This is a genomic window from Laedolimicola sp. (genome assembly GCF_051972735.1).
In the GTDB taxonomy this organism is placed as follows: Bacteria; Bacillota; Clostridia; order Lachnospirales; family Lachnospiraceae; genus Laedolimicola; species Laedolimicola intestinihominis.
On sequence record NZ_JBOKYU010000021.1, the window covers coordinates 20,621 to 40,076 of the forward strand.

Annotated in this window: 17 protein-coding genes; all 17 read right to left on the reverse strand. The window is 53.4% G+C overall.

What is annotated here, in order from left to right:
• Window positions 1-109 precede the first annotated feature (109 nt).
• Window positions 110-1,435 carry an amidohydrolase gene (locus tag ACTRC3_RS06675; RefSeq protein ID WP_440322460.1) on the reverse strand — a complete coding sequence of 442 codons (1,326 nt, stop codon included), beginning with the start codon at window positions 1,433-1,435 and terminating at the stop codon, window positions 110-112.
• 104 nt (window positions 1,436-1,539) lie between these two features.
• Window positions 1,540-2,370 (reverse strand): Mrp/NBP35 family ATP-binding protein, encoded by an 831-nt coding sequence (locus ACTRC3_RS06680; RefSeq protein ID WP_440322462.1) that lies wholly within the window; start codon window positions 2,368-2,370, stop codon window positions 1,540-1,542.
• Between the two features lie 105 nt (window positions 2,371-2,475).
• Window positions 2,476-3,918, reverse strand: a complete 1,443-nt coding sequence (locus tag ACTRC3_RS06685; RefSeq protein ID WP_440322464.1) for a TrkH family potassium uptake protein — start codon at window positions 3,916-3,918, stop codon at window positions 2,476-2,478.
• A gap of 12 nt (window positions 3,919-3,930) precedes the next feature.
• A complete protein-coding gene (trkA, locus tag ACTRC3_RS06690; RefSeq protein ID WP_440322466.1) occupies window positions 3,931-5,289 on the reverse strand; it encodes a Trk system potassium transporter TrkA in 1,359 nt (452 codons plus the stop codon).
• Window positions 5,290-5,304: 15 nt separating this feature from the next.
• On the reverse strand, window positions 5,305-5,760 hold the full coding sequence (locus ACTRC3_RS06695) for a DUF1653 domain-containing protein (protein ID WP_440322468.1): 456 nt from the start codon (window positions 5,758-5,760) through the stop codon (window positions 5,305-5,307).
• A gap of 178 nt (window positions 5,761-5,938) precedes the next feature.
• On the reverse strand, window positions 5,939-6,391 hold the full coding sequence (locus ACTRC3_RS06700; RefSeq protein ID WP_178040063.1) for an Lrp/AsnC ligand binding domain-containing protein: 453 nt from the start codon (window positions 6,389-6,391) through the stop codon (window positions 5,939-5,941).
• Window positions 6,392-6,549: 158 nt separating this feature from the next.
• Window positions 6,550-7,494 carry a TIGR03943 family putative permease subunit gene (locus tag ACTRC3_RS06705; RefSeq protein WP_440322470.1) on the reverse strand — a complete coding sequence of 315 codons (945 nt, stop codon included), beginning with the start codon at window positions 7,492-7,494 and terminating at the stop codon, window positions 6,550-6,552.
• 13 nt (window positions 7,495-7,507) lie between these two features.
• On the reverse strand, window positions 7,508-8,575 hold the full coding sequence (locus ACTRC3_RS06710; RefSeq protein WP_440322472.1) for a CobW family GTP-binding protein: 1,068 nt from the start codon (window positions 8,573-8,575) through the stop codon (window positions 7,508-7,510).
• 120 nt (window positions 8,576-8,695) lie between these two features.
• Window positions 8,696-9,052, reverse strand: a complete 357-nt coding sequence (gene rplT, locus ACTRC3_RS06715) for a 50S ribosomal protein L20 (protein WP_158363222.1) — start codon at window positions 9,050-9,052, stop codon at window positions 8,696-8,698.
• A gap of 46 nt (window positions 9,053-9,098) precedes the next feature.
• Window positions 9,099-9,296, reverse strand: coding sequence for a 50S ribosomal protein L35 (gene rpmI, locus ACTRC3_RS06720; protein ID WP_087165851.1), 198 nt, complete (start codon window positions 9,294-9,296; stop codon window positions 9,099-9,101).
• Window positions 9,297-9,376: 80 nt separating this feature from the next.
• On the reverse strand, window positions 9,377-9,874 hold the full coding sequence (gene infC, locus ACTRC3_RS06725; RefSeq protein ID WP_178040066.1) for a translation initiation factor IF-3: 498 nt from the start codon (window positions 9,872-9,874) through the stop codon (window positions 9,377-9,379).
• 210 nt (window positions 9,875-10,084) lie between these two features.
• The gene (locus tag ACTRC3_RS06730) at window positions 10,085-13,798 is read right to left on the reverse strand and encodes an Ig-like domain-containing protein (RefSeq protein ID WP_440322475.1); all 3,714 of its coding nucleotides are present in this window, start codon (window positions 13,796-13,798) and stop codon (window positions 10,085-10,087) included.
• The gene (locus ACTRC3_RS06735; protein WP_178040068.1) at window positions 13,795-14,091 is read right to left on the reverse strand and encodes a hypothetical protein; all 297 of its coding nucleotides are present in this window, start codon (window positions 14,089-14,091) and stop codon (window positions 13,795-13,797) included. Before ACTRC3_RS06735 ends, ACTRC3_RS06730 begins: the two co-directional genes overlap by 4 nt.
• 2 nt (window positions 14,092-14,093) lie before the next feature.
• Window positions 14,094-15,776 (reverse strand): serine/threonine protein kinase, encoded by a 1,683-nt coding sequence (locus tag ACTRC3_RS06740; RefSeq protein WP_440322477.1) that lies wholly within the window; start codon window positions 15,774-15,776, stop codon window positions 14,094-14,096.
• Entirely contained in the window at window positions 15,752-16,603 is an 852-nt protein-coding gene (locus ACTRC3_RS06745) for a PP2C family protein-serine/threonine phosphatase (protein WP_440322479.1), read from the reverse strand. The genes ACTRC3_RS06740 and ACTRC3_RS06745 overlap by 25 nt, the downstream gene beginning before the upstream one ends.
• A 215-nt stretch (window positions 16,604-16,818) precedes the next feature.
• Window positions 16,819-18,045, reverse strand: coding sequence for an ABC transporter permease (locus ACTRC3_RS06750; RefSeq protein ID WP_440322481.1), 1,227 nt, complete (start codon window positions 18,043-18,045; stop codon window positions 16,819-16,821).
• A 2-nt stretch (window positions 18,046-18,047) separates the two neighbouring features.
• Window positions 18,048-19,456: efflux RND transporter periplasmic adaptor subunit (locus ACTRC3_RS06755; RefSeq protein WP_440322483.1), on the reverse strand; the 1,409-nt coding region annotated here is incomplete at its 5' end.

The following is a 19,456-nucleotide window of genomic DNA, read 5'->3' on the forward strand; positions in this document are numbered from 1 at the left end:
GTTTAGCGGACGCTATGTGCCACCCACGGACACGAGGTCCGCAGGTGTCCCACAGTGTCCGCTAAAACGCTGTACACCGGATAACTACATAGTCCCGGCCCGCCCGTTTTCATTGTAGCAGATCAACCGCAATTCCGCAGAAGGCCTTCACCCCATTGACAAGGGCTTCCTCCCGGAAATTAAACCGTTCGTTATGAAGCGTTCCTGTGCAGCAGCTCAGATTCATAAAATAGCAGGACTGCCCGCCATGGCTCTGCACCCGTTCCGACATATAAGAATAATCCTCACTGCCTCCGGCTCCGCCCTTCTTCAGCCGAACCACCGGCAGATGCAAATCCTCCTCACAAACCTTCGCCAGCCGATCCGCCAGCGCATCATCATTGATTCCATTCATGGCCGCGCCCATCAGCTTCATCTCGCAGGTACAGTCGTGCATTTCGGCTGCGCTGCGGATAATCCGCTCCGCGTACTCCTTCATATAGGTATTGGCCTCCGTGGTCATGCCCCGGACTTCCATCTCCATGTGCGCATGCTCACAGATAATATTCCGTCCGGTTCCCGCAACCACCTTTCCCACATTTACCCGGGTATCTCCCTTACCGCTCCGGGGAATGGCGTGCAGGTTCAATACCGCCGTAGCCATGGCCAGCATAGCGTTTTTTCCTTCTTCCGGAGAAGCCGCCGCATGGGAGCCTTTTCCATAAAATTCCACATCATACTTTACAGTAGCCAGACTCTCGCCGCCGCCGATTCCGATGGCTGCTTCCTTCTGCTCCGGTCCGCCTCCCATATGGGCACCCAGCACATAATCCACATCGTCCAGATGTCCGTGCTCCACAATAGACTTCGCGCCGCGCACGCCTTCCTCCGCTGGCTGGAAGATAAACTTCACCGTTCCGTGAAGCTGTTCCCGCAGCTCACAGAGGATCTTTGCAGTTCCCAGACCTACCGTCGTATGACCGTCATGGCCGCAGGCATGCATGACACCGGTATTGCAGGATGCAAAGCCCTCTTTCTCCGGATAATGGCTTTCCTCGCCGCATTCCAACACCGGAAGGGCATCGATATCAAATCGGAAGGCCACTGTCGGTCCTTTCCCGCAGTGAAGGATTCCGATGACACCGGTAAAGCCTCCTTTTGTCTCCGGCAGGTATTCCGGCTCCGTTCCCTCCCAGGCTGCAGCCTCCGCATAATGCTGATCCAGTTCCTCTTCGGAGGGCACTCCCATCCGCGCTTCGTCCAGACATACATCGCGTCCCACCAGCACCTCGTCACAGCCAACTCTTTTCAAATAAGATGCAATGATAGAGGATGTCCGCATTTCCATCCAGCCAAGCTCCGGATAGCGATGAAAATCCCTCCGGATCTTCACCAGCTCCTGTTTCATGGTCTCAGCCTTTCCTGTGATCTTCGTATAAATCTCTCTGCGCTCCATTCTGTTCCCTTTCTCTTTTATCTCCAGATTTTCGGGTATCCAAAAGGATTCGCCGGTCTTTCCCAAGTCCCGGCGAATCCTTTTCCACATTTCTTTTGATTTTCCTATTCAAAATCCACATCCAGATAAGGATTTCTCACCTTATCAAATTCACCCGCATCCGCAGCCTCGGCGAATTCCGGCTTCATGGGAATGCGTCCGATGATCTGCAGCTTCTCCTCGCCTGCGATTTCCTCCAGATGGCTCTTACCGAAGGGATACAGCTTCTTTCCGCAGTCCGGGCACTCCAGCCAGGAATAATTCTCCACCACACCCTTTACCGGAATCTTCATCTGATCTGCCATACTCAGCGCCTTCTTCACGATCAGCTGTACCAGATCCTGGGGAGAGGTCACGACTACAATCTCGCTGACCGGCAGGGACTGGAATACAGTCAGGGGTACATCGCCGGTTCCGGGCGGCATATCCACCAGCAGATAATCCAGATCGCCCCAGATGACGTCGGTCCAGAACTGCTTTACAATATTGGCAATGATGGGGCCTCTCCAGATAACCGGAGTGTCCTCAGTGGGCAGCAGCAGATTCATGGACATGAGCTTAATTCCATTTTTTGTCATTCGCGGCTCAATTCCCATATCACTCGCTTCCGCAGCGCCATGAACGCCGTACATTCTCGGAATGGACGGTCCTGTAATATCCGCGTCCAGGATACCCACCTGATAGCCCTTCGCCGCCAGTTCGTTGGCCAGAGAAGCGGTCACCATGGATTTTCCTACGCCGCCCTTGCCGCTGACTACGCCGATAACCCGGCGCACACAGCTATATTCGTTGCACTCTGCCTGCAGGCTCTGGGGCTGCTGCTCCTTTGCCTTGCTGGGACATCCCTCGCAGCTTGATTTATCGCAGCTTGTATTGCTGCATGATTTTTCAGACATAAAGATACCTTCTTTCCCTTTTACTCATAAGCTTTATTCTAGCACAGAATTTCCGGAAATACCAGCTTCCCGCGCCACTTTCCATTTTCATAGTAACAGATGCTTTTAAAACTTCTTCCGCCAGGTCACCGGCGCCAGCAGCATCATAATCGGCAGAATCTCCAGGCGTCCTATGAGCATATCCAAACTTAAGATAATCTTCGAAAAGCAGGAAAACGCGGAGAAATTCTCCACCGGTCCCACCTTCGCCAGACCCGGTCCCACGTTATTCAGGGTAGTCAATACGGCCGTAAAGTTCGTGGTAAAATCAAAGTTATCCACCGAAATCAGCAGTACAGACACACCTAAGATCACAAAATAGCAGATAGTATACACATAGACCCCATGGGTCTCCTCATCCGTCAGGCGCTTGCCATCCAGTTTTACCACATTGACTGACTTGGGATGCAGAATCTGCCGCATCTCCTTGGTGATGGTCCGGCCCAGAATCATAATACGTGATACCTTCATACCGCCGCCCGTGCTTCCGGCGCAGGCTCCCACTACCATCAGCATCAGCAAAATGGTTTTGGAAAATTCCGGCCACAGATCAAAATTGGCCGTCACAAAGCCGGTGGTCGTGATAACCGATACCACCTGGAAGGCTGCATAGCGGAAGGCGTGCAGCACACCGCCGTACAGATTCATAATATTAATCGTGATCAGCACGATGGCCGCCGCCACGATTCCCAGATAATTCCGCAGCTCCTCATTTTTAAAGAAGCCCTTGACGTTCTTCATGAGCAGCAGAAAATACAGGTTAAAATTAATACCGAACAGCAGCATGAAAACGGTAATGACACCGTCGATATAAGCACTGTTAAAAGCCGCCACGCTGGCGTTCCGGTCGGAGAAGCCTCCGGTTCCGGCTGTACTGAAGGTGTGAATCACTGCCTGGTACAGATTCATGTCGCCTGCCAGCAGGAAAATGACCTCTGCCACAGACAGCCCCAGATACATGGTGTACAGAATCCGCGCCGTGGTACGCGCCTTGGGCACCAGCTTATCGCAGGTGGGTCCCGGTATCTCCGCACGCATCAGGAACATGGAATTCTTATTGCTTAAGGGGAGCACCGCCATGACGAATACCAGCACGCCCATGCCGCCCACCCAGTGGGTCAGGCAGCGCCAGAAATTCATGCACTTGGGCAGCCCCTCAATATCTCTTAAAATCGTGGAGCCCGTGGTCGTAAAGCCCGACACCACCTCAAAGAACGCATCTTCAAACCGGGGGATGCAGCCCGAAAGCAGGAAAGGCAGCGCGCCGAATACCGACCACAGAACCCAGGCCAGTGCCACGATAAGGAACCCCTCCTTGGCGTAAATGGCCGTATTCTCCGGCTTTCGGGAGCCCAGAAACGATACCAGGAGCAGGAGCATCGCAGTCAGCAGGAAGCTGATACCTTCCATTTCCCCATATAAAAATGACACAAAGGCCGGGAAAAGCAGCAGAAAACCTTCTATCAGAAGCATTTTCCCCACGATGTATCTTATCATTCCGTAATTCATAGCTTTCCCCCACTAGCGCATGATATCCTGCAAATCCTCGAGACCCTGCTCCATGGAAATGACAATGACATTATCGCCCACCTCCAGCGTATCATTTCCGCCAGGTATGATGGTACGGCGGTTCCGCACAATGCAGGCTACCAGATGGTTACTCTTCAGCTTCAGATTCTTCAGCGGAATGCCGGTGTACCTGGTTTTCTCCCGGATCCGGAACTCCAGCGCCTCGATCTTGCCGCCAATCAGCTTATACACTGTCTCCACATTGGCGCTTCCCATGGAATTCCGCATGGCGCGCACATAGCTGGTAATCACGTTGGCCGTAACGTTCTTCGCGGAAACCACGCTCTCCATGCCCAGCTGATCCACCATGCTCTGCAGACCATCGTCGTTGACCTTGGTGACAACCTTCGGCACATGACGGCTCTTCGCGTACATGGACATGATGATATTTTCCTCATCCATACCGGTCAGGGTTACAAAGGCGTCCGCCTTGGAAATTCCTTCCTCCTCCAGAAGCTCGTGATCGGTGGCATTGCCATGGATAATCGTCGCTTTGGGAAGCAGATCGCAGAGCTCCATGCAGCGCTTCTCGTCCACCTCTATAATCTTGACCTGCATACCAAGCTCCAGAAGCTGGCTGCCCAGATAATAGGCCACCCGACCGCCGCCGCAGATCATGACATTTTTAGCCTTGCTGATGATACCCTTGGTAAGCTTCAGGAACTTCTCAATCTCCGGATGGGAAGCTGTGATGTTGATCTTGTCGCCGGGCTGAGGCACAAAATTACCATCGGGAATATAGACCGCTCCGTCCCGCTGCACCGCACAGACCAGCATTTTGATCTGATGCTTTTTATATAACTCGCTTAAAGAAAGACCATCGATGGAGCTGTGAGACGGATAGGTCACCTCCACCAGCTCGACCCGGCCCTTTACGAAGGTCTCGAGCTTCGCCGCAGACGGGAAGATCAGAACCCGGGATATCTCCCCCGCCAGGGCCCGTTCCGGATTTACCGCCATACTCAGCTTCAGATCCTCCTTCAGCAAATCGATCTGATTATGATAAATCGGATTCCGCACACGGGCGATGGTCTGCTTGGCTCCCAGCTTTCTGGCCAGCAGGCAGCAGAACAGATTCATCTCGTCTGTGGACGCGCAGGCAATCACCAGATCCGCCCCCGGCACGTCCGCCTGACGCTGAATATCCGCGCTGGCTCCATCGCCCACCACACAGGATACGTCCATCTCATTGACCGCGTCCCTGAGCTTTCGTTCACTTTTGTCAATCAGTGTCACATTGTATTTTTCACCGGACAGCTGCATGGCAAGCTTATGTCCCACTTTTCCGTCCCCGATGATTACAATATCCATGTCTTTCTCTCCCTCTTATCGAAACCGGTCTGTCTCGAAGTGCTCCATGGTCTTCAGACAGTTCAGAATCTCCCGATATTTATCCCGGACAGTACCCTGTCCCAGCGTAATATCCAGAGACACTGCGATGCTCTCCAGAAGCTGTTCGTCCGCATAGGCCTCCCAGGCCTGAAACAGCTCCAGCTTGTCCCGGTAGCTCTCTGCCTCCAGGAAACGAAGCAGCAGCGGATTCATCTGCTGTGGTTCTTCGATTTTTTCAAAGCGCCAGGTCTGCTCTGCGTCCGGATACTTCTCCCTGTCCACTTCGCTTGCAAACTCTTCGTAGGGGCGCACCCAGAATTCTTCCTCTCCGTACAGTGCCTGATACACGACTACCTTCTCTTCCGTATCCGCGTCCCGCGCAATGGCTGTCACCTGATACTGGCCGCCTTTAAAATGGCGATAGTACTCGCCTGCTTTGATCTCTCTCACGGCAATTCCTCTTTCCCTTTTTCTGAATATAGATGCCCGTTCTATGAGCATATTCCAACTTTCACAAAGTGTCAAGTCTTTCAGCATAAAATAGAATCATTCCGCCGCAGTGCGATAATATTTTTTGGGAATAGGGAATTCTATCGGAATTTCCTATTTCACAAAAAACCCGGGGACCTTACAGTTCCCCGGGCAGTACAGATACATCATTTTTAATTGTAGACAGCACATATAAGGTCTTGGTCCAGGCTACACCGGGCATTTCCTTGATATCCTGGTGTATGATTTCCAGGCTCTTGGAAGAGTCTGTCACGATCTTCAGCAGATAATCCACATCTCCCGCGATATAATAGCACTCCGCCACATTGTTATGGGCGTAGGCCGCTTCCGCAAATTCTTTTCCGTATTTGGGGTGTTCCAGACGCACAGAGATAAATACGGTCAGGTCATTGCCCAGCTGCTTCTCGTCCAGCACCACCGTGTACTGCTGAATGACGCCCTTCGCTTCCATTTTCCGAATCCGCTCTATTACCGCCGATACAGACAGGTTGATGGTCTGACTGATGGTTGACGCCGTCTGTCTGGAATTATCCTTCAGACATTTCAAAATGCTTAAATCAATGTTGTCCATACTTCTTCCTCCTCGCCCGGTCCGCTGCCACAAAAATAAGAAAAGACGGCTTGCTCCTCGCAAACCGCCTTGTTTACCGTTGGACTTATCTTACCAGAAAAAATATTTCCTGTAAAGTCCTAATTTACACAAAATTTTGTTTTTTGAAACGTTTTTCTTTAGAAATATACCATCTCTTCCTCAGGGGGCTCCGCAGACTTCAGCGCCTTGGTATAAAGCACCGGTCCTTCCTCGCCGGAATACTCGTCCCGCTTCTCCACATAGACCTTCGCGGTCACAGTCAGCCACTGGCCATTTTTCAGCTTATCCACATTGTGGCTGCGACACAGGAAGCCTAAGAATACGGTGTCGTCGGCACAGCAGGTCATGGCTTTTCTGCCCGGTACGAAATAGCCCGGAGTCATCCGGCGCGGCTTCATGACGCGGCCCTTGAACCGGATGGTCTTGCCATCGTAGCGCTCGGGGTGATCCATGGCATCCACATACCAGATACCGTAATCAATGTCGCTGATGTCGATGATATCCGCGTTCAGGTCGAAAGGAAGCTCATCCTCGAACTCGAAGGGCTCGCCGCCCTCCTGCTCGAATTCCACCTGGGCCCGGGGATTCACGGCACGAATGTTGCGCTTATAGGACGCCGCCTTTGTACCCTCCACACAACGGTCAAAGATAACCAGATCGGAATCCTGTACCATATCCATAAACAGAGACTTCATGTTCTGCATATACAGGTCAAAGGTGCCTGCGTCCACCAGGGTAATGCCCTGGGCCGGGAACCAGCCCTTCGGGAAACGCATTTCCCGGAACAGCTGCATGCCCCACATGCCATTCCACTCAATCATAACCTGACTGGGCTTGTACTTCTTCTGGCATTCCTCCAGGAACTCGGCAGTAAACTCCGCCTTGCCCTCGATGGTCACCAGTGTGGTGTCATAGGACTCCAGCACATGCAGGTCATACTCCTCCTCACCCTCTTCGCAGGCGATAAGCAGGGTCTTGCCACCGTCGGAGAAATAGGGGTCGGACAGGGTCTCCTGTATAAATGTGGTCTTTCCGCTCTCCAGAAAGCCATTTACCATATAAATTGGGATTTTATTTGCCATACTATCTTCCTCATTATACTCCGAAGAGTTCCTTCAGACCATCCTCATCAAGCAGAGAACCGATGACGCAGAGACGTCCGGTGTAATCTGGATTACCCTCGCGGATCTCATACTCCTCCGGTACGAAGTCAAACTCCATCCAGCTTCCATCCGTATTCTGAATGATACCCTTGGCACGTAAAATCAGACCGTACAGACCGGATTTGCTAAGTGTCTCCAGAATCTTCTCCAGTTCTTCGCGGCTGAAGCGCTTCGGGGTCTCTACGCCCCAGCTGGTAAATACTTCGTCTGCATGGTGATGGCCGTCGTGATCGTGATGATGGTGATCATGATCGTGGCAGCCGCAGGTGCAGCCCTCGCCGTGATCATGGTCGTGATCATGATGATGCTCGTGATCGTGGTCATGATGATGTTCATGCTCGTGATCATGGTCGTGATGGTGCTCATGGTCGTCATCATCCTGATCCAGGTCGCCCATATCCAGCTCCGCATGCTTCATGGCGTCCAGAATCTGCTTGCCGTTCAGCTGCTCCCAGGGAGTGGTGATCATAGTAGCCTTGTCATTATGCTCACGCAGCATCTTTACCGCCTCTGCAAGCTTCTCCTCGGTCATGCTCTGGGTACGGCTCAGTACGATGGTACCCGCATGCTCTACCTGGTTGTTGAAAAACTCGCCGAAGTTCTTCATGTACATCTTACACTTCTTGCCGTCTACAACAACGATAGAACTGTCGATGTGTACATCCATGTGGCCCGCCACATTCTGGACTGCCTTCATAACGTCAGACAGCTTGCCAACACCTGACGGCTCGATCAGGATGCGATCCGGTGCATAGGTATCAATAACCTCCTTCAGCGCAGTTCCAAAGTCTCCTACCAGAGAACAGCAAATGCAGCCGGAATTCATCTCATTTACCTGTACGCCGGCCTCCTTCAGAAAGCCTCCGTCGATGCCGATCTCACCGAACTCATTCTCAATCAGTACGATCTTCTCGCCCTTGAATACTTCTTCCAGAAGCTTTTTAATCAGTGTTGTTTTTCCGGCTCCCAGGAAACCGGAAATAATAGTAATCTCTGTCATTTTCTTTACCTCCAGATCTTACGGCACCAGCAAACATGCTTTCCTGATGCTAATTATTCTCAACAACAAAGAGCGCTATGCGCAGCCTATGGCTGCATCATGCGCTCTGTTTCTTCGGTCTTATGCCAGCTTGCTCTTAGCAACTTCTGCCAGAGTAGCGAATCCAGCCGGATCATTTACTGCCATGTCAGCCAGTACCTTACGGTTCAGCTCAACCTCAGCCTGCTTCAGTCCATACATGAACTTGCTGTAGGAAAGTCCGTTCAGACGTGCTGCAGCGTTGATACGTGCGATCCAAAGCTGACGGAACTGACGCTTTCTCTCTTTTCTTCCTGCGTAGGAGCTGGTCAGTGCTCTCATCACGGACTGCTTTGCTACACGATACTGCTTGCTTCTTGCTCCTCTATAACCCTTAGCGAGCTTTAATACTCTGTTATGTCTTTTCTTAGCGCCTAAACCGCCTTTAATTCTTGCCATTTCTTCTTTCCTCCTTGAAACTTCTCACTTCCGCTTAATCTGTGACTTACAGATACGGCAGAATCTTCTTCATGCTCTTTACGTTGGTTGCGTCCGTAATGGTAGCTTTTCTGAGATTTCTCTTTCTCTTCTGAGATTTCTTGGTTAAGATATGGCTCTTATAAGCTTTCATTCTCTTGAGTTTGCCTGTACCTGTTACTTTGAAACGCTTTGCAGCTGCTCTGCTTGTCTTAATTTTTGGCATTTTATATACTCCTCCTATCCTAGTATCCTTTTCCAAATTTCTATCAAATCATTGCCGCCTGCGCGGTTGATTTCAAAATTTTACTGACGCTTCTCTGCCAGAAACATCATCATCTGACGGCCTTCCATCTTCGGAGCCTTCTCCACTACAGCAACGTCGGACATCTTCTCTGCAAATACGTCGAGAATCTGCTTTGTCTTCTGCACATGGGCCATCTCTCTTCCGCGGAAACGTAAGGTTACCTTTACCTTGTCACCCTTCTGGATGAACTTCTTTGCAGCTCCCACCTTCGTATTCAGGTCGTTCTCCTCGATATTCGGTGACAGACGAACTTCCTTGATCTCAATGGTTCTCTGCTTCTTCTTGGCTTCCTTTTCTTTTCTCGCCTGCTCGTACTTGTACTTGCCGTAATCAATGATCTTGCATACAGGCGGCTTCGCCGTCGGTGCAATCTTCACCAGGTCCAGTTCTGCTTCCCGGGCAATCTTCATCGCATCTCTTGCAGACATGATGCCAAGCTGCTCTCCGTCAGCGCCAATCAGGCGAATCTCCTTATCCCGGATCTGTTCGTTAATCATTAAATCGCTAATTGTAGTGCCCTCCTTCTAAGAAAGAAAAAAACTAAAAAAGTGGATAGTCAGACCATCCACTTAAATATCTCTTTACACGACCTGTATTCCTGTCGATATCTTCGATAATTATAAACCCGAGTCGCCGTCTGCGCTAAGGTGAGAGTGGATACTCTGCTTTCTGTCACCATGATATATTAACACATGGAAATTCCTGTGTCAACTATTATTTTCCCTGATTCTGATCTTTTTTCGCCGTCTCCGGATGCCAATCAGAACCGTTGCTATCATACCGCCAAACAGAAGTATTGTCAAGCCTGAATCACCGGTGCGTCCAGCCATTTGCGGTTTTTTGCTCTGCTCTGCCTGAATGCGGCTGTCGGGCGTCAACAGAAAACGGATCGGCGTTATCTCTGCCTGATTTCCTGCCAGATCCACCGCCTGCACTGTCAGCTCCTGCCAGTCGTCGGCGCTATTGAGCGTAAGTTCCATTCTGCCGTCGTTCTCCCGCAATTCTTCGGCTGTGTATACACGAACACTCCCGGCCTGTCCGACCTGAAGCTCCCGCATTCCCAGATTGTCCTGTACATCCAGCAGCACTGTCCGATGCCTCTCCTGATAACGGCCCTTCTCCTCTACACCGGAAACCAGAATCACCGGCGGCGTCTTGTCCACGGCAAATTCCAGCCGTTTGCCCTTACTGCGGTTGTCGGAGACATTGGAAGCCTGATCCTCGGAATACAGGGTTACTGCATAGACACCCTCCCCGGTGAAATTTTCTTTCGCAATCCGGTAGGTATACTGCTGCCAGCCTGTCTCCATGCTTCTGCTCACCTGATAATCCGTTCCTTCCTTCAGGCTTTTAAGCTCCCCGTCGTGACTGCTGGTAATCTCCCGGAGTGTCAGAGCGTCCACATTGGTCTCCAGAATCACAAGCTCCGGTTCTTCCCGGGTGTAATAGCTCCCCTGTTCGCCCGCCAGCCTTTCTGTGGCCTCGCCCAGAGTATAGACAGAGCCGCAGCGGTTTACAGAAAAGGTGACTGTCTCTTCCTTACGATTGCCTGCCAGATCAGCTGCAACCGCCTTCAGTATATACATATCATCCCATTTCTGCTCCATGGGAATATCATCCAGCTTGTATTCCATGCCATTTTCACTGCGGCTCAGCTTTCCGACCAGCTTCATATCACCGTTATGATAACCGGTCAGGGTAATACTCTCTCCCTCCGGATCATAATATCTGTCCATGCTTCGGATGCCCGGACGCACAGCGCCGTTATTGGCGGAATGGTCCAGAATATCAAAAATGGTAAGCTCCGGCGGCGTCTGATCCAGCACAAAGCGTTCCGATTCCCATAAGGGCAGCTCATTATCCGCCAGATCCCTTCCGGTCACACAGAAAGCGTAGGCCCCGTCCTTTTGAAAATGGAGTCTTGCCGTATGCAGTTCCCCGTTGTGACTCCAGGCGGACAGCTCCGGTTCTTCCCCTTCTTCCTCCACCTGCGTTCGGATCTGAATGGCTTTCTCGTCGAAATTCTTTTCCCGGATCGTCAGCCGCGCGGTGCGGGCTTCTTTATAATAGAAGCCGTTCTGTACGTCGGTATTGTCCCAGGCAACGGTAAGCTCCGGCGGCGTGCGATCGATGACAAAGGCGTCCGTCCGATCGTAATCCGCCCGGTTGCCGGCCAGATCCTGAAAGCTCACATGAAAGGTATACGCTCCGTCCGCCTCAAATACAAGCTGACAGGTATGCGTCATTTCGTCACCGCTGCCGCTGTGTGTCCAGGGCCCCGGCGCCGGCACCGGGCCATCCCCATTGGTAATCCGGAATTCTACGTCCCGCGGGTCGAAATTACGTTCTTTGATGGTAATCGTAGCTGTCCGGGGTTCCCGGTAACAGGTTTCCCTGATCGGAGTATTCAAATCATAGGTTACGGTAATCTCCGGCTTTGTCACATCGATATTGCAGCTTATCTCCGCCCTGCTTTCGTATCCTGCGTTGTCTGTGAGCTCTGCCTGTACCTTTACGTCATTGTGATTATAGTCCGCAGCCCGCAGCTTCATGGTTTCTGTCGCTTCATAAGTAAGCTCCGACAGATATTTCTTTTCGCTGCGGATTTGTCCGTCCGCCCGGATAATCCAATCCCGCAGGCCTGTGAAACGATCCGCCAGGAATGCGTCCAGTTCCACGTCCGTATTATAATAGGCCTGTCCATCCACAATGCGGCCGGGCTTTGTGCATATGGCCAGCCGGGCTTCTGCGGATTTTTCGTGTGTTTCCGCGCTCTCGACGCCGCAGCTCAGGGTCTTTTCAGATTTACGACCTGTCCAGTCCCAGACCTCTGCCTGCACGGTTCCCCTGAAATCTGCTGTTTCCTGCGAAACCGGAAGAGTCAGTTCAAAGCTTTCCGTCGCCGCAGGTTCAAAGCTCTGCTCCCGCACTGTGACCGCTCCCTCCACGTCCGTCAGAGTATAGCGGATTTTCTGAATACCCGCCATGCCGTCACGGGCTTTCGCACATAAGCTTACGGACTGTGCAGAAAAAAGCCAGCCATAAGGCTCGTAAGGCAGGTAAGACGCAGACTCTCCGGTCAGCTTCAGTTCATCCGGGGCTGTCTTATCTATCGTCACCTTCACCCGGTAATCTCCGATTGCTCCCCGGCATTCTTCCCCTTCCGCCCAGACCGCCTGATTACCGGCCAGATCCGTAATGTTCATGGGAATTCCATAATTTGCCTCCGTCGTCAGGGGAAGCTCCAGTGTCCGGCTGCCGGAAATCAACTCCCGCTCCTTCCACTGCTCCGCCGTATTCCAGGCCGCTGTCCCGGCTATGGCCATGCCGCTGCTGTCCTCCGCCTGCATTCTGAGTATCTCCGCCCGCACTTCACGAAGGCGCAGATTTTCATCCGCCACCGTAATCTGAAGGAGCGTATCTTCCGCATAGTAACTGCGTCCCTTATGTATCGCCACCGGCTTTCCCGCCACCGAGACTGCCACCTTCGGCGCTGTCCGATCTATCAGCAGGCGATGCCCTTCATATTCGTCCTCCTGCATTCCGGCCTGAACCAGCGCATTTCCCGCCCGCATCGGATTGCCCGCCGCATCCCGGCAGGCCGCATGGAAGCGGTATACCTGCTCCGCCAAGACTCTGCAGGTCCCCGTATAACGATGCAGGCCGGCCTGCTCCCACTGTAGGTCCGCCGTTTTTCCATCCAGCCGGATATCCAGATCCGCCAGTCCGGTCAGCCGTCCCCCCGTCAGAATCGGAACCGCGTAGGTCTCTTCTATCACGAAGCTTACTTCCACATCCCGGTTATAATAAGCGGTGCAGTCCTTCGTCGGCGCGTCACCTGCTGCCAGATCCGTTCCATCCGCTGCCAGCGTCCGCACCGGTTCCGTATATGTCACCTGAAGCTTCGGCCCCTGATGATCCAGGATGAAAGGTTCGCTTTCGACGCTTCCTGTCTCCTCCAGACCGACACCATTTTCACCGATATAGCTAAGGACCGCCTGATAGACACCCTCCACGCCCGGCTCTCCGTCAAATTCCAGGCTGCCCCGGTGAAGATAAGAGGCCGCTGTTTCTTCCCAGACAATCTCTGAATCCCCCAGGCATCCCTCCCGGACAATCCGCTCTCCCTGTGCGTCAAGCACCGTCACCTTTACAGCCTCCGCGTTCCAGTTTTCCCTTTCATCCTCAATACAGAAGCTTATCCGCACGTCTGCGCCTTCCAGATTTCTGTAAAGCGTCGTCTCTCCTGCTTCCGTCCGGAATTGCCTGACCGGCGTGCCTTCTATGGTCAGCTCCCGCAGCTTCGGGCCCTGCAGGTCCTCCACCGCGTCAGTCTCCTCCGCCCAGGCCGCAGCTCCAAGCCCCAGCCACAGACCAAGCCCCAGTACCGGCAGGAACGTTCCCCTTATCCTCTTTTTCAATGTTCTCCTCCTATCCGCTCCCGGCAGTGAATCACCAGCTGCTCCCGCTCTACGCGAAATTCCGCCTCCGAAACTTCTTTATTTACAAGCAGTTCTGTCTTTTCCATACCCATTTTCTCCCGTCTCCTGCCAAATCGCCGCTGTCCCCGAAAGCCCGCAAGGCAGGCTATGGCCGGGCCGATCTCCCAGCGCACAAACAGGGCCGCCGTTCCAATAAACGACATGCCTGCGGCGATTCCCAAAAACAACCCAAGCCTGTGAAATACTTGCAGGCGCGTCATGACCTCTCCCATATTCAACCTCCTGATTTTCTGCCTCCGTAAACCGATTCCAGCAGCCGCTCTGCCTTCCGGATCATGTCCGTCAGTTCCTGCTTTTCCGCCGCTATCGCCTTTTGCTCCACATCCGAAAGCTCTCCAAAATCCGTTCCCAGCCTTTTTCCGATCTCCAGAAGGGCTGACTCAAGCTCCTCACGTTCCACACCTGCCTTCTGAAATTCCGCTCCCCGGGTGATGATCTGTCCTACCAGCTCCTGGTACATCACCAGCGCCGTTCGTGCATTATCCTCCGCCACCAGATTGCCCCGGGTCAGGGCCGACAGATCCGCCCAGTACTGTCCATAGGAAATCAGATCGTCCCCCGCCTCGTCGGCCTGACCAATCCGGGTATAATAATCGGCGATCGCATAGAGCCTCTCCGCCCGTCCCTCCTGCCAGGCGTTCAGTTTTCCTGAATCAGCCGCCGCTTTCAGCCAGATCCGCGCATTCTTTTTTCCTGCGTTCTCCTCATACTTATAAAAATAGGCAATCCCTGCCTGATAGGCAAATTCCGCATAGCCCCTTTTATTTTCCCGGAACAGCTGCTCCCAGGTTTTTCCATCTCCTTCATAGCGAATCAGCAGTCCCCGCAGCCGCTCGCTCTCTGCTGCTGTCAGGAGCTGATCATCCAGAAAGCCATCCTCCAGCAGCGTCATCCACCCATCCGCGCGCTTCGGGTCCAGGGAAATGGCTTTTTCACAGGCTGCCAGCTCCTCCTCTTTTTTTGTGGCGTTCCCTGCTGCCAGAAGCCAGGCACCGTAGCTGTCCCGCCGCAATTGCCGTTCCGCTGCCCCGGACGCCGCCGCGCTGACGCCCAGCAGGAATGTCAGTCCCAGAACCACCGCAAACCGCCGCAGCTTTTTCTTTTGTTCCATCCGATACGCCGCGTCCTGCTCCCAGTAATGACGCAGCGCGTAAGATAATTCTTCCGCACTCTGATAACGCCCCGCCTTTTCCTTCTGTACGCACCGCTCTACAATGGCCTCCAGACCCGCCGGGATCTCCGCCCTCAGGGCGCGCAGCGGCTGCAGTCTGTAGGGACCTTCCCCGGTCAGCAGCTGAAACAGCATGACACCCAGACAGTAGATATCCGTCCGGGCGTCGCTCTGCCCCTCCTCATACTGCTCCGGCGCCGCGTAGCCGCAGGTTCCGAGCGCCACCGTGTCCGTCGAAAGCTCCGGTCGGAATTCCCGGGCCGCCCCCAGATCAATCAGCACAATGGTTCCGTCCGGCTTAAGCATTACGTTGGAAGGCTTCATATCCCGGTATATGACAGGCGGCGACTGTCTGTGAAGATAAGTCAGTACCTGACAGAGCTGTCCGGCCCAGTCCAGTACCCGTTCCACCGGCTGGGCCCCCTGCTCCCGAAGCATTGCTTCCAACGTCTGTCCTTCCACATAATCCATGACAATCAACAAGCGCTCTCCCTGTTCAATCACATCCACGATGCTGGGCAGATGGGGATTTTTCAGACGCTTCATTAGCGCGATTTCCTTTCGTTCCGTCTCCAGCTCCTGAAACTCTTTCCGGACCAGCTCCTTGACCGCCCAGGGCTTATTGGCTTTTTCATTGACCGCCAGATAGACCACGCTCATGCCGCCCCGGCCAAGGACGCTCTGAATCTTATATTTGCCGCCTATGACCGTTCCGATTTCCAACATAGCCTTCCTCTTTTCCCGGCTTTCCCGCCTTCCTGCGGACGCACCAGCAGGGCGGAAATATTATCCTTCTCCCCGTGTCTCCGGTTCCGGGCCGTCACCCTTTTTGCGGCCCTCTGCATCTGCCTTTCCCCGGTGAGAAGCTCCGGAGAGAAATCCGCTGCCAGACGTTCCGGCGCATTGCCGTGCCAGAAGCCGTCCGTGCACAGAAGGTACATGGCGTCCTGCCTGATCGTACCCCTCTGGTATTCCGCCACCGTCTCCGGGCACGCTCCGATGCAGCGGGTCAGGACGCTCCGTCTCCGATCCTTTTCCCCTTCCTCCCGGGTCATAAATCCCCGTTCCACAGCCTCCGCTGCCAGAGAGTGATCCCGGGTCAGCTGCCGCGCCGTATCTGCCGCAATTTCATACAACCGGCTGTCGCCCACGTGGACGCAGTACCAGTTTTCTTCGGTAAAAAGGGCTGCCGTCAGCGTGGTGCCCAGCACAATTCCCTGCTTCTCTCCATATGTCCGAAGCCTTTCATTTTCCGTATGTACCAGATTTTTCCAGTCTCCCAAAAGCTCCCGTTCCGGAAATCCGGCCATAAGTACCTCCGGAAAGCGGCTGTGAAACCAGTCCGCCAGACTTCGAAGCACCTCGCTGCTGGCCAGCTCGCCCTTTTCCAGGCCGCCCAGCCCATCGCAGACCGCCGCCAGCACATACCGCTTCCGCCCGCAGACCGCCTGCTGCAGCAAAAGGGCATCCTGGTTGACTGCGCGGGTCTTCCCCTTGTCTGTACAGGCCGCCAGACAAAATCGCACGCTCTGATCCACTCCATTTCCCATCATTTTGTATTGTTTTCTTCTGTACTTATTTTTCTTCGGTAAAATCGGCGATCTGCCGTGACACTCCGGTGAATTCCGGAGGAATCGTTGGATTTATGATATAACAGAATCCGGCAGAATTCAAGTAGAAAACTCAAATTCTGCCGGATGAAATTTCGACATTTTTCGACAAATTGTCGAAGGCTGACACTTGATTCCCGTCCGGGGGCCTGCTTTCCTTAATCCCGCCGCAGCGCCTCGATGGGACTCATTTTCGCCGCCTTCTTCGCCGGATAAAGGCCGAAGAAGATACCCACACCGGAGGAAAATACCGTAGCAAGCACGATGGTTACCGGGCTCACCGCAGGCCGGAAGCCCAGCATGGGAAGGGCGCAGAGCCCATAGGCTCCCAGAAGCCCCAGCAGGATCCCGATCACGCCGCCCATGCAGGTGATAATCGCCGACTCTGCCAGGAACTGTAGAATAATAGATCCGGTCCTTGCTCCCAGAGCTTTCCGGATACCGATTTCCCGGGTCCGCTCCGTAACCGATACCAGCATGATATTCATAACGCCGATCCCGCCTACCAGCAGGGCGATGGCCGCCACCAGGGCAATGAAGGCGGTAATCATATCCAGCATTCCGGTAATCTGGGCTATCTGGCTGTCCGCGTCCTGGAGCATGAAGGCATTTTCTCCCTGCACCTGATGGCGGCTTTCCAGAAGACTTAAGGCCTCCTGACCCACCTGGGAGGAATACTGGCTTCCCTCGGAAATCACATTCAGACCATAGAACGAGTCCAGCTCATAGCCAAAGGCGTAATTGGCTGTGTAGGGCATATAAAAATTCACATACATTTCCGTTCCCATCATGGCTCCCATCATTCCGCTTTCCTGTTCTGACTTCATCACGCCGCAGATGGTGATTTCCTGGGTTACATTGTAGACAGTAGCCTCCACCGTCATACCCACCACATCGTCGGTTCCAAACATTTTGACGGCGTCATTCTGGCTGACCACCGCCACCAGATTCATAGCCTCCACGTCCGAATCTGTGAAATAATGGCCGTACACCAGCTGGGGATTATGGGTGTACTCCAGATCCGCCGTTCCGGTGGTCGCGTACATTTCAAAGCTTCCCTTTGGGGTCAGAATACTGCCGTACATACTGTCCTCGGGCGTCACCCCTTTGACGTGGGAGACCTTATCCTTCACCGCCTGCAGATCCTCCGGCGTAATATACTGGGCTTCTCCGCTTCCGTCTACATTTACCCCTATGTAAATCTGCCCTCCGGCCAGGGCGTTCAGCGTATCGCTCATCTCCGCCTTGGCGCCTCCGCCCACCGACATAATCATAATAACGGAAGAGATACCGATGATGATTCCCAGCATGGTCAGAAAGGAGCGTCCCTTGTTGGCCCGGATATTGTCAAGGGCCATTTTTATATATTCTGAAAGCTGTGCCATGCTTACTCCTCCACTGCTGTCACACGGGCTCCCTCGGTAATCTCCGTGGTAAAGCCGCCGGAAATGACTTTATCGCCTGCCGCCAGGCCGGATTTGATTTCTACTGTGTCATCGGAAGCCAGTCCTTTTTCAATCTCTTTCTTTTCTACAACGCCATTTTCATTGACCACATAGCAGAAGTCGCCGTCCTGGCCGGAGTTCACGCACTCAGCCGGAACCACCAGCACATCCTTCACAGATCGGCCCTGTACGTTCACCTTCGCTTCCAGTCCCAGATAAATGTTCTCGTCCGGGTTGTCAATTTTCACCTGTGCGGTAACCACCGGGGTTCCCTTATCGTTTTTCTCGGCGATACGGCTGAGCTTCGTTACCGTGCCCTCGTAAGTATGGCCTGCCAGCGTCACAGTGGCTTTCTGGCCCTCTTCCATTTTCTCCAGATCGTATTTGGTGATGCTCATTTCCACGATGACAGCCTCACTGCTGGCCACGGTCAGAAGCTCACCGCCCTTGGCTGCCGGGCCGCCTGCCACCGCTGCCACCTTCGTCACGACGCCGGAGAAATCTGCCTTGATGCCGTCCTTGCCCTGCCGGATATCATCCTTGGTCATATTGGCCTCCAGCGTACTTAAGCTGTTCTGGGCTGCCAGCTGGCTTTTTGCCGCGCCGGAAAGCCTGGCTGCATCGGTGGAATCCTGAATGCCTTCCTCTTTGGATTTGCTGGTTTCCAGCTTGGTCTTATTTTCCTGAGCGTCCTTTAAACGTCCCTGATAGCTGTCCAGCTTCTTCACGATTTCGTTATAGTTGTTCTGTTCGTCTCCGATGCTCTTTTCGATGTTCGGCAGATCTGTCTGCGCCTGCCGGGCTGCGGGCGCGGCCTCGTTTACAGTGTTCTGAGCTACTGTCACAGCGTCCTGCAGCTTCTTGTAGTCTTCGCTGTCCTTCGCAAGCGTAGAGCTGTCCAACGCGAACTTTGCGTCCTTCAAAGTCTGGTTAGCTGTATCTAACGCCGCAATCGCTGCTTTCGCCGCGTCCTGCTGACTCTTCAACTCCGCCAGCTTATTGGAAGAATCTCCCTGATAGCCGGTATACTCGTTGACACGCCTGTTCAGGTGATCCACATTATCATCCTCGTCGTCCAGCTGCTTATTGATGATTTCCAACGCCGCAGAGGAACGGTTGTATTCGGACGCGTTTTTATTGTCCTTCTGAAGGGAATCCTGATATCCGTAATTGGCTGCGCTGCCGGTGAGCTCCGCCTGCTTGTAGAGGCTGTCAAGCTCGGCGCTGTCGTAGGTAAGCAAGGTGTCGCCTGCCTCCACGGTGTCGCCCACATGTAAATTGAACTCTGAAACGGTGGCAGATACCGGAGAAAAATAGGTTTTCACTTCCTCGGACTGCACCGCTCCGCTGC

Excerpts from the sequence above, each read along its gene's own strand:
- ACTRC3_RS06675 (WP_440322460.1), bottom strand. The coding sequence starts at position 1,435 with ATGGAGCGCAGAGAGATTTATACGAAGATCACAGGAAAGGCTGAGACC.
- ACTRC3_RS06680 (WP_440322462.1), bottom strand. The coding sequence starts at position 2,370 with ATGTCTGAAAAATCATGCAGCAATACAAGCTGCGATAAATCAAGCTGC.
- ACTRC3_RS06685 (WP_440322464.1), bottom strand. The coding sequence starts at position 3,918 with ATGAATTACGGAATGATAAGATACATCGTGGGGAAAATGCTTCTGATA.
- trkA (WP_440322466.1), bottom strand. The coding sequence starts at position 5,289 with ATGGATATTGTAATCATCGGGGACGGAAAAGTGGGACATAAGCTTGCC.
- ACTRC3_RS06700 (WP_178040063.1), bottom strand. The coding sequence starts at position 6,391 with ATGGACAACATTGATTTAAGCATTTTGAAATGTCTGAAGGATAATTCC.
- ACTRC3_RS06705 (WP_440322470.1), bottom strand. The coding sequence starts at position 7,494 with ATGGCAAATAAAATCCCAATTTATATGGTAAATGGCTTTCTGGAGAGC.
- ACTRC3_RS06710 (WP_440322472.1), bottom strand. The coding sequence starts at position 8,575 with ATGACAGAGATTACTATTATTTCCGGTTTCCTGGGAGCCGGAAAAACA.
- rplT (WP_158363222.1), bottom strand. The coding sequence starts at position 9,052 with ATGGCAAGAATTAAAGGCGGTTTAGGCGCTAAGAAAAGACATAACAGA.
- rpmI (WP_087165851.1), bottom strand. The coding sequence starts at position 9,296 with ATGCCAAAAATTAAGACAAGCAGAGCAGCTGCAAAGCGTTTCAAAGTA.
- infC (WP_178040066.1), bottom strand. The coding sequence starts at position 9,874 with ATGATTAACGAACAGATCCGGGATAAGGAGATTCGCCTGATTGGCGCT.
- ACTRC3_RS06735 (WP_178040068.1), bottom strand. The coding sequence starts at position 14,091 with ATGGGAGAGGTCATGACGCGCCTGCAAGTATTTCACAGGCTTGGGTTG.
- ACTRC3_RS06740 (WP_440322477.1), bottom strand. The coding sequence starts at position 15,776 with ATGTTGGAAATCGGAACGGTCATAGGCGGCAAATATAAGATTCAGAGC.
- ACTRC3_RS06745 (WP_440322479.1), bottom strand. The coding sequence starts at position 16,603 with ATGATGGGAAATGGAGTGGATCAGAGCGTGCGATTTTGTCTGGCGGCC.
- ACTRC3_RS06750 (WP_440322481.1), bottom strand. The coding sequence starts at position 18,045 with ATGGCACAGCTTTCAGAATATATAAAAATGGCCCTTGACAATATCCGG.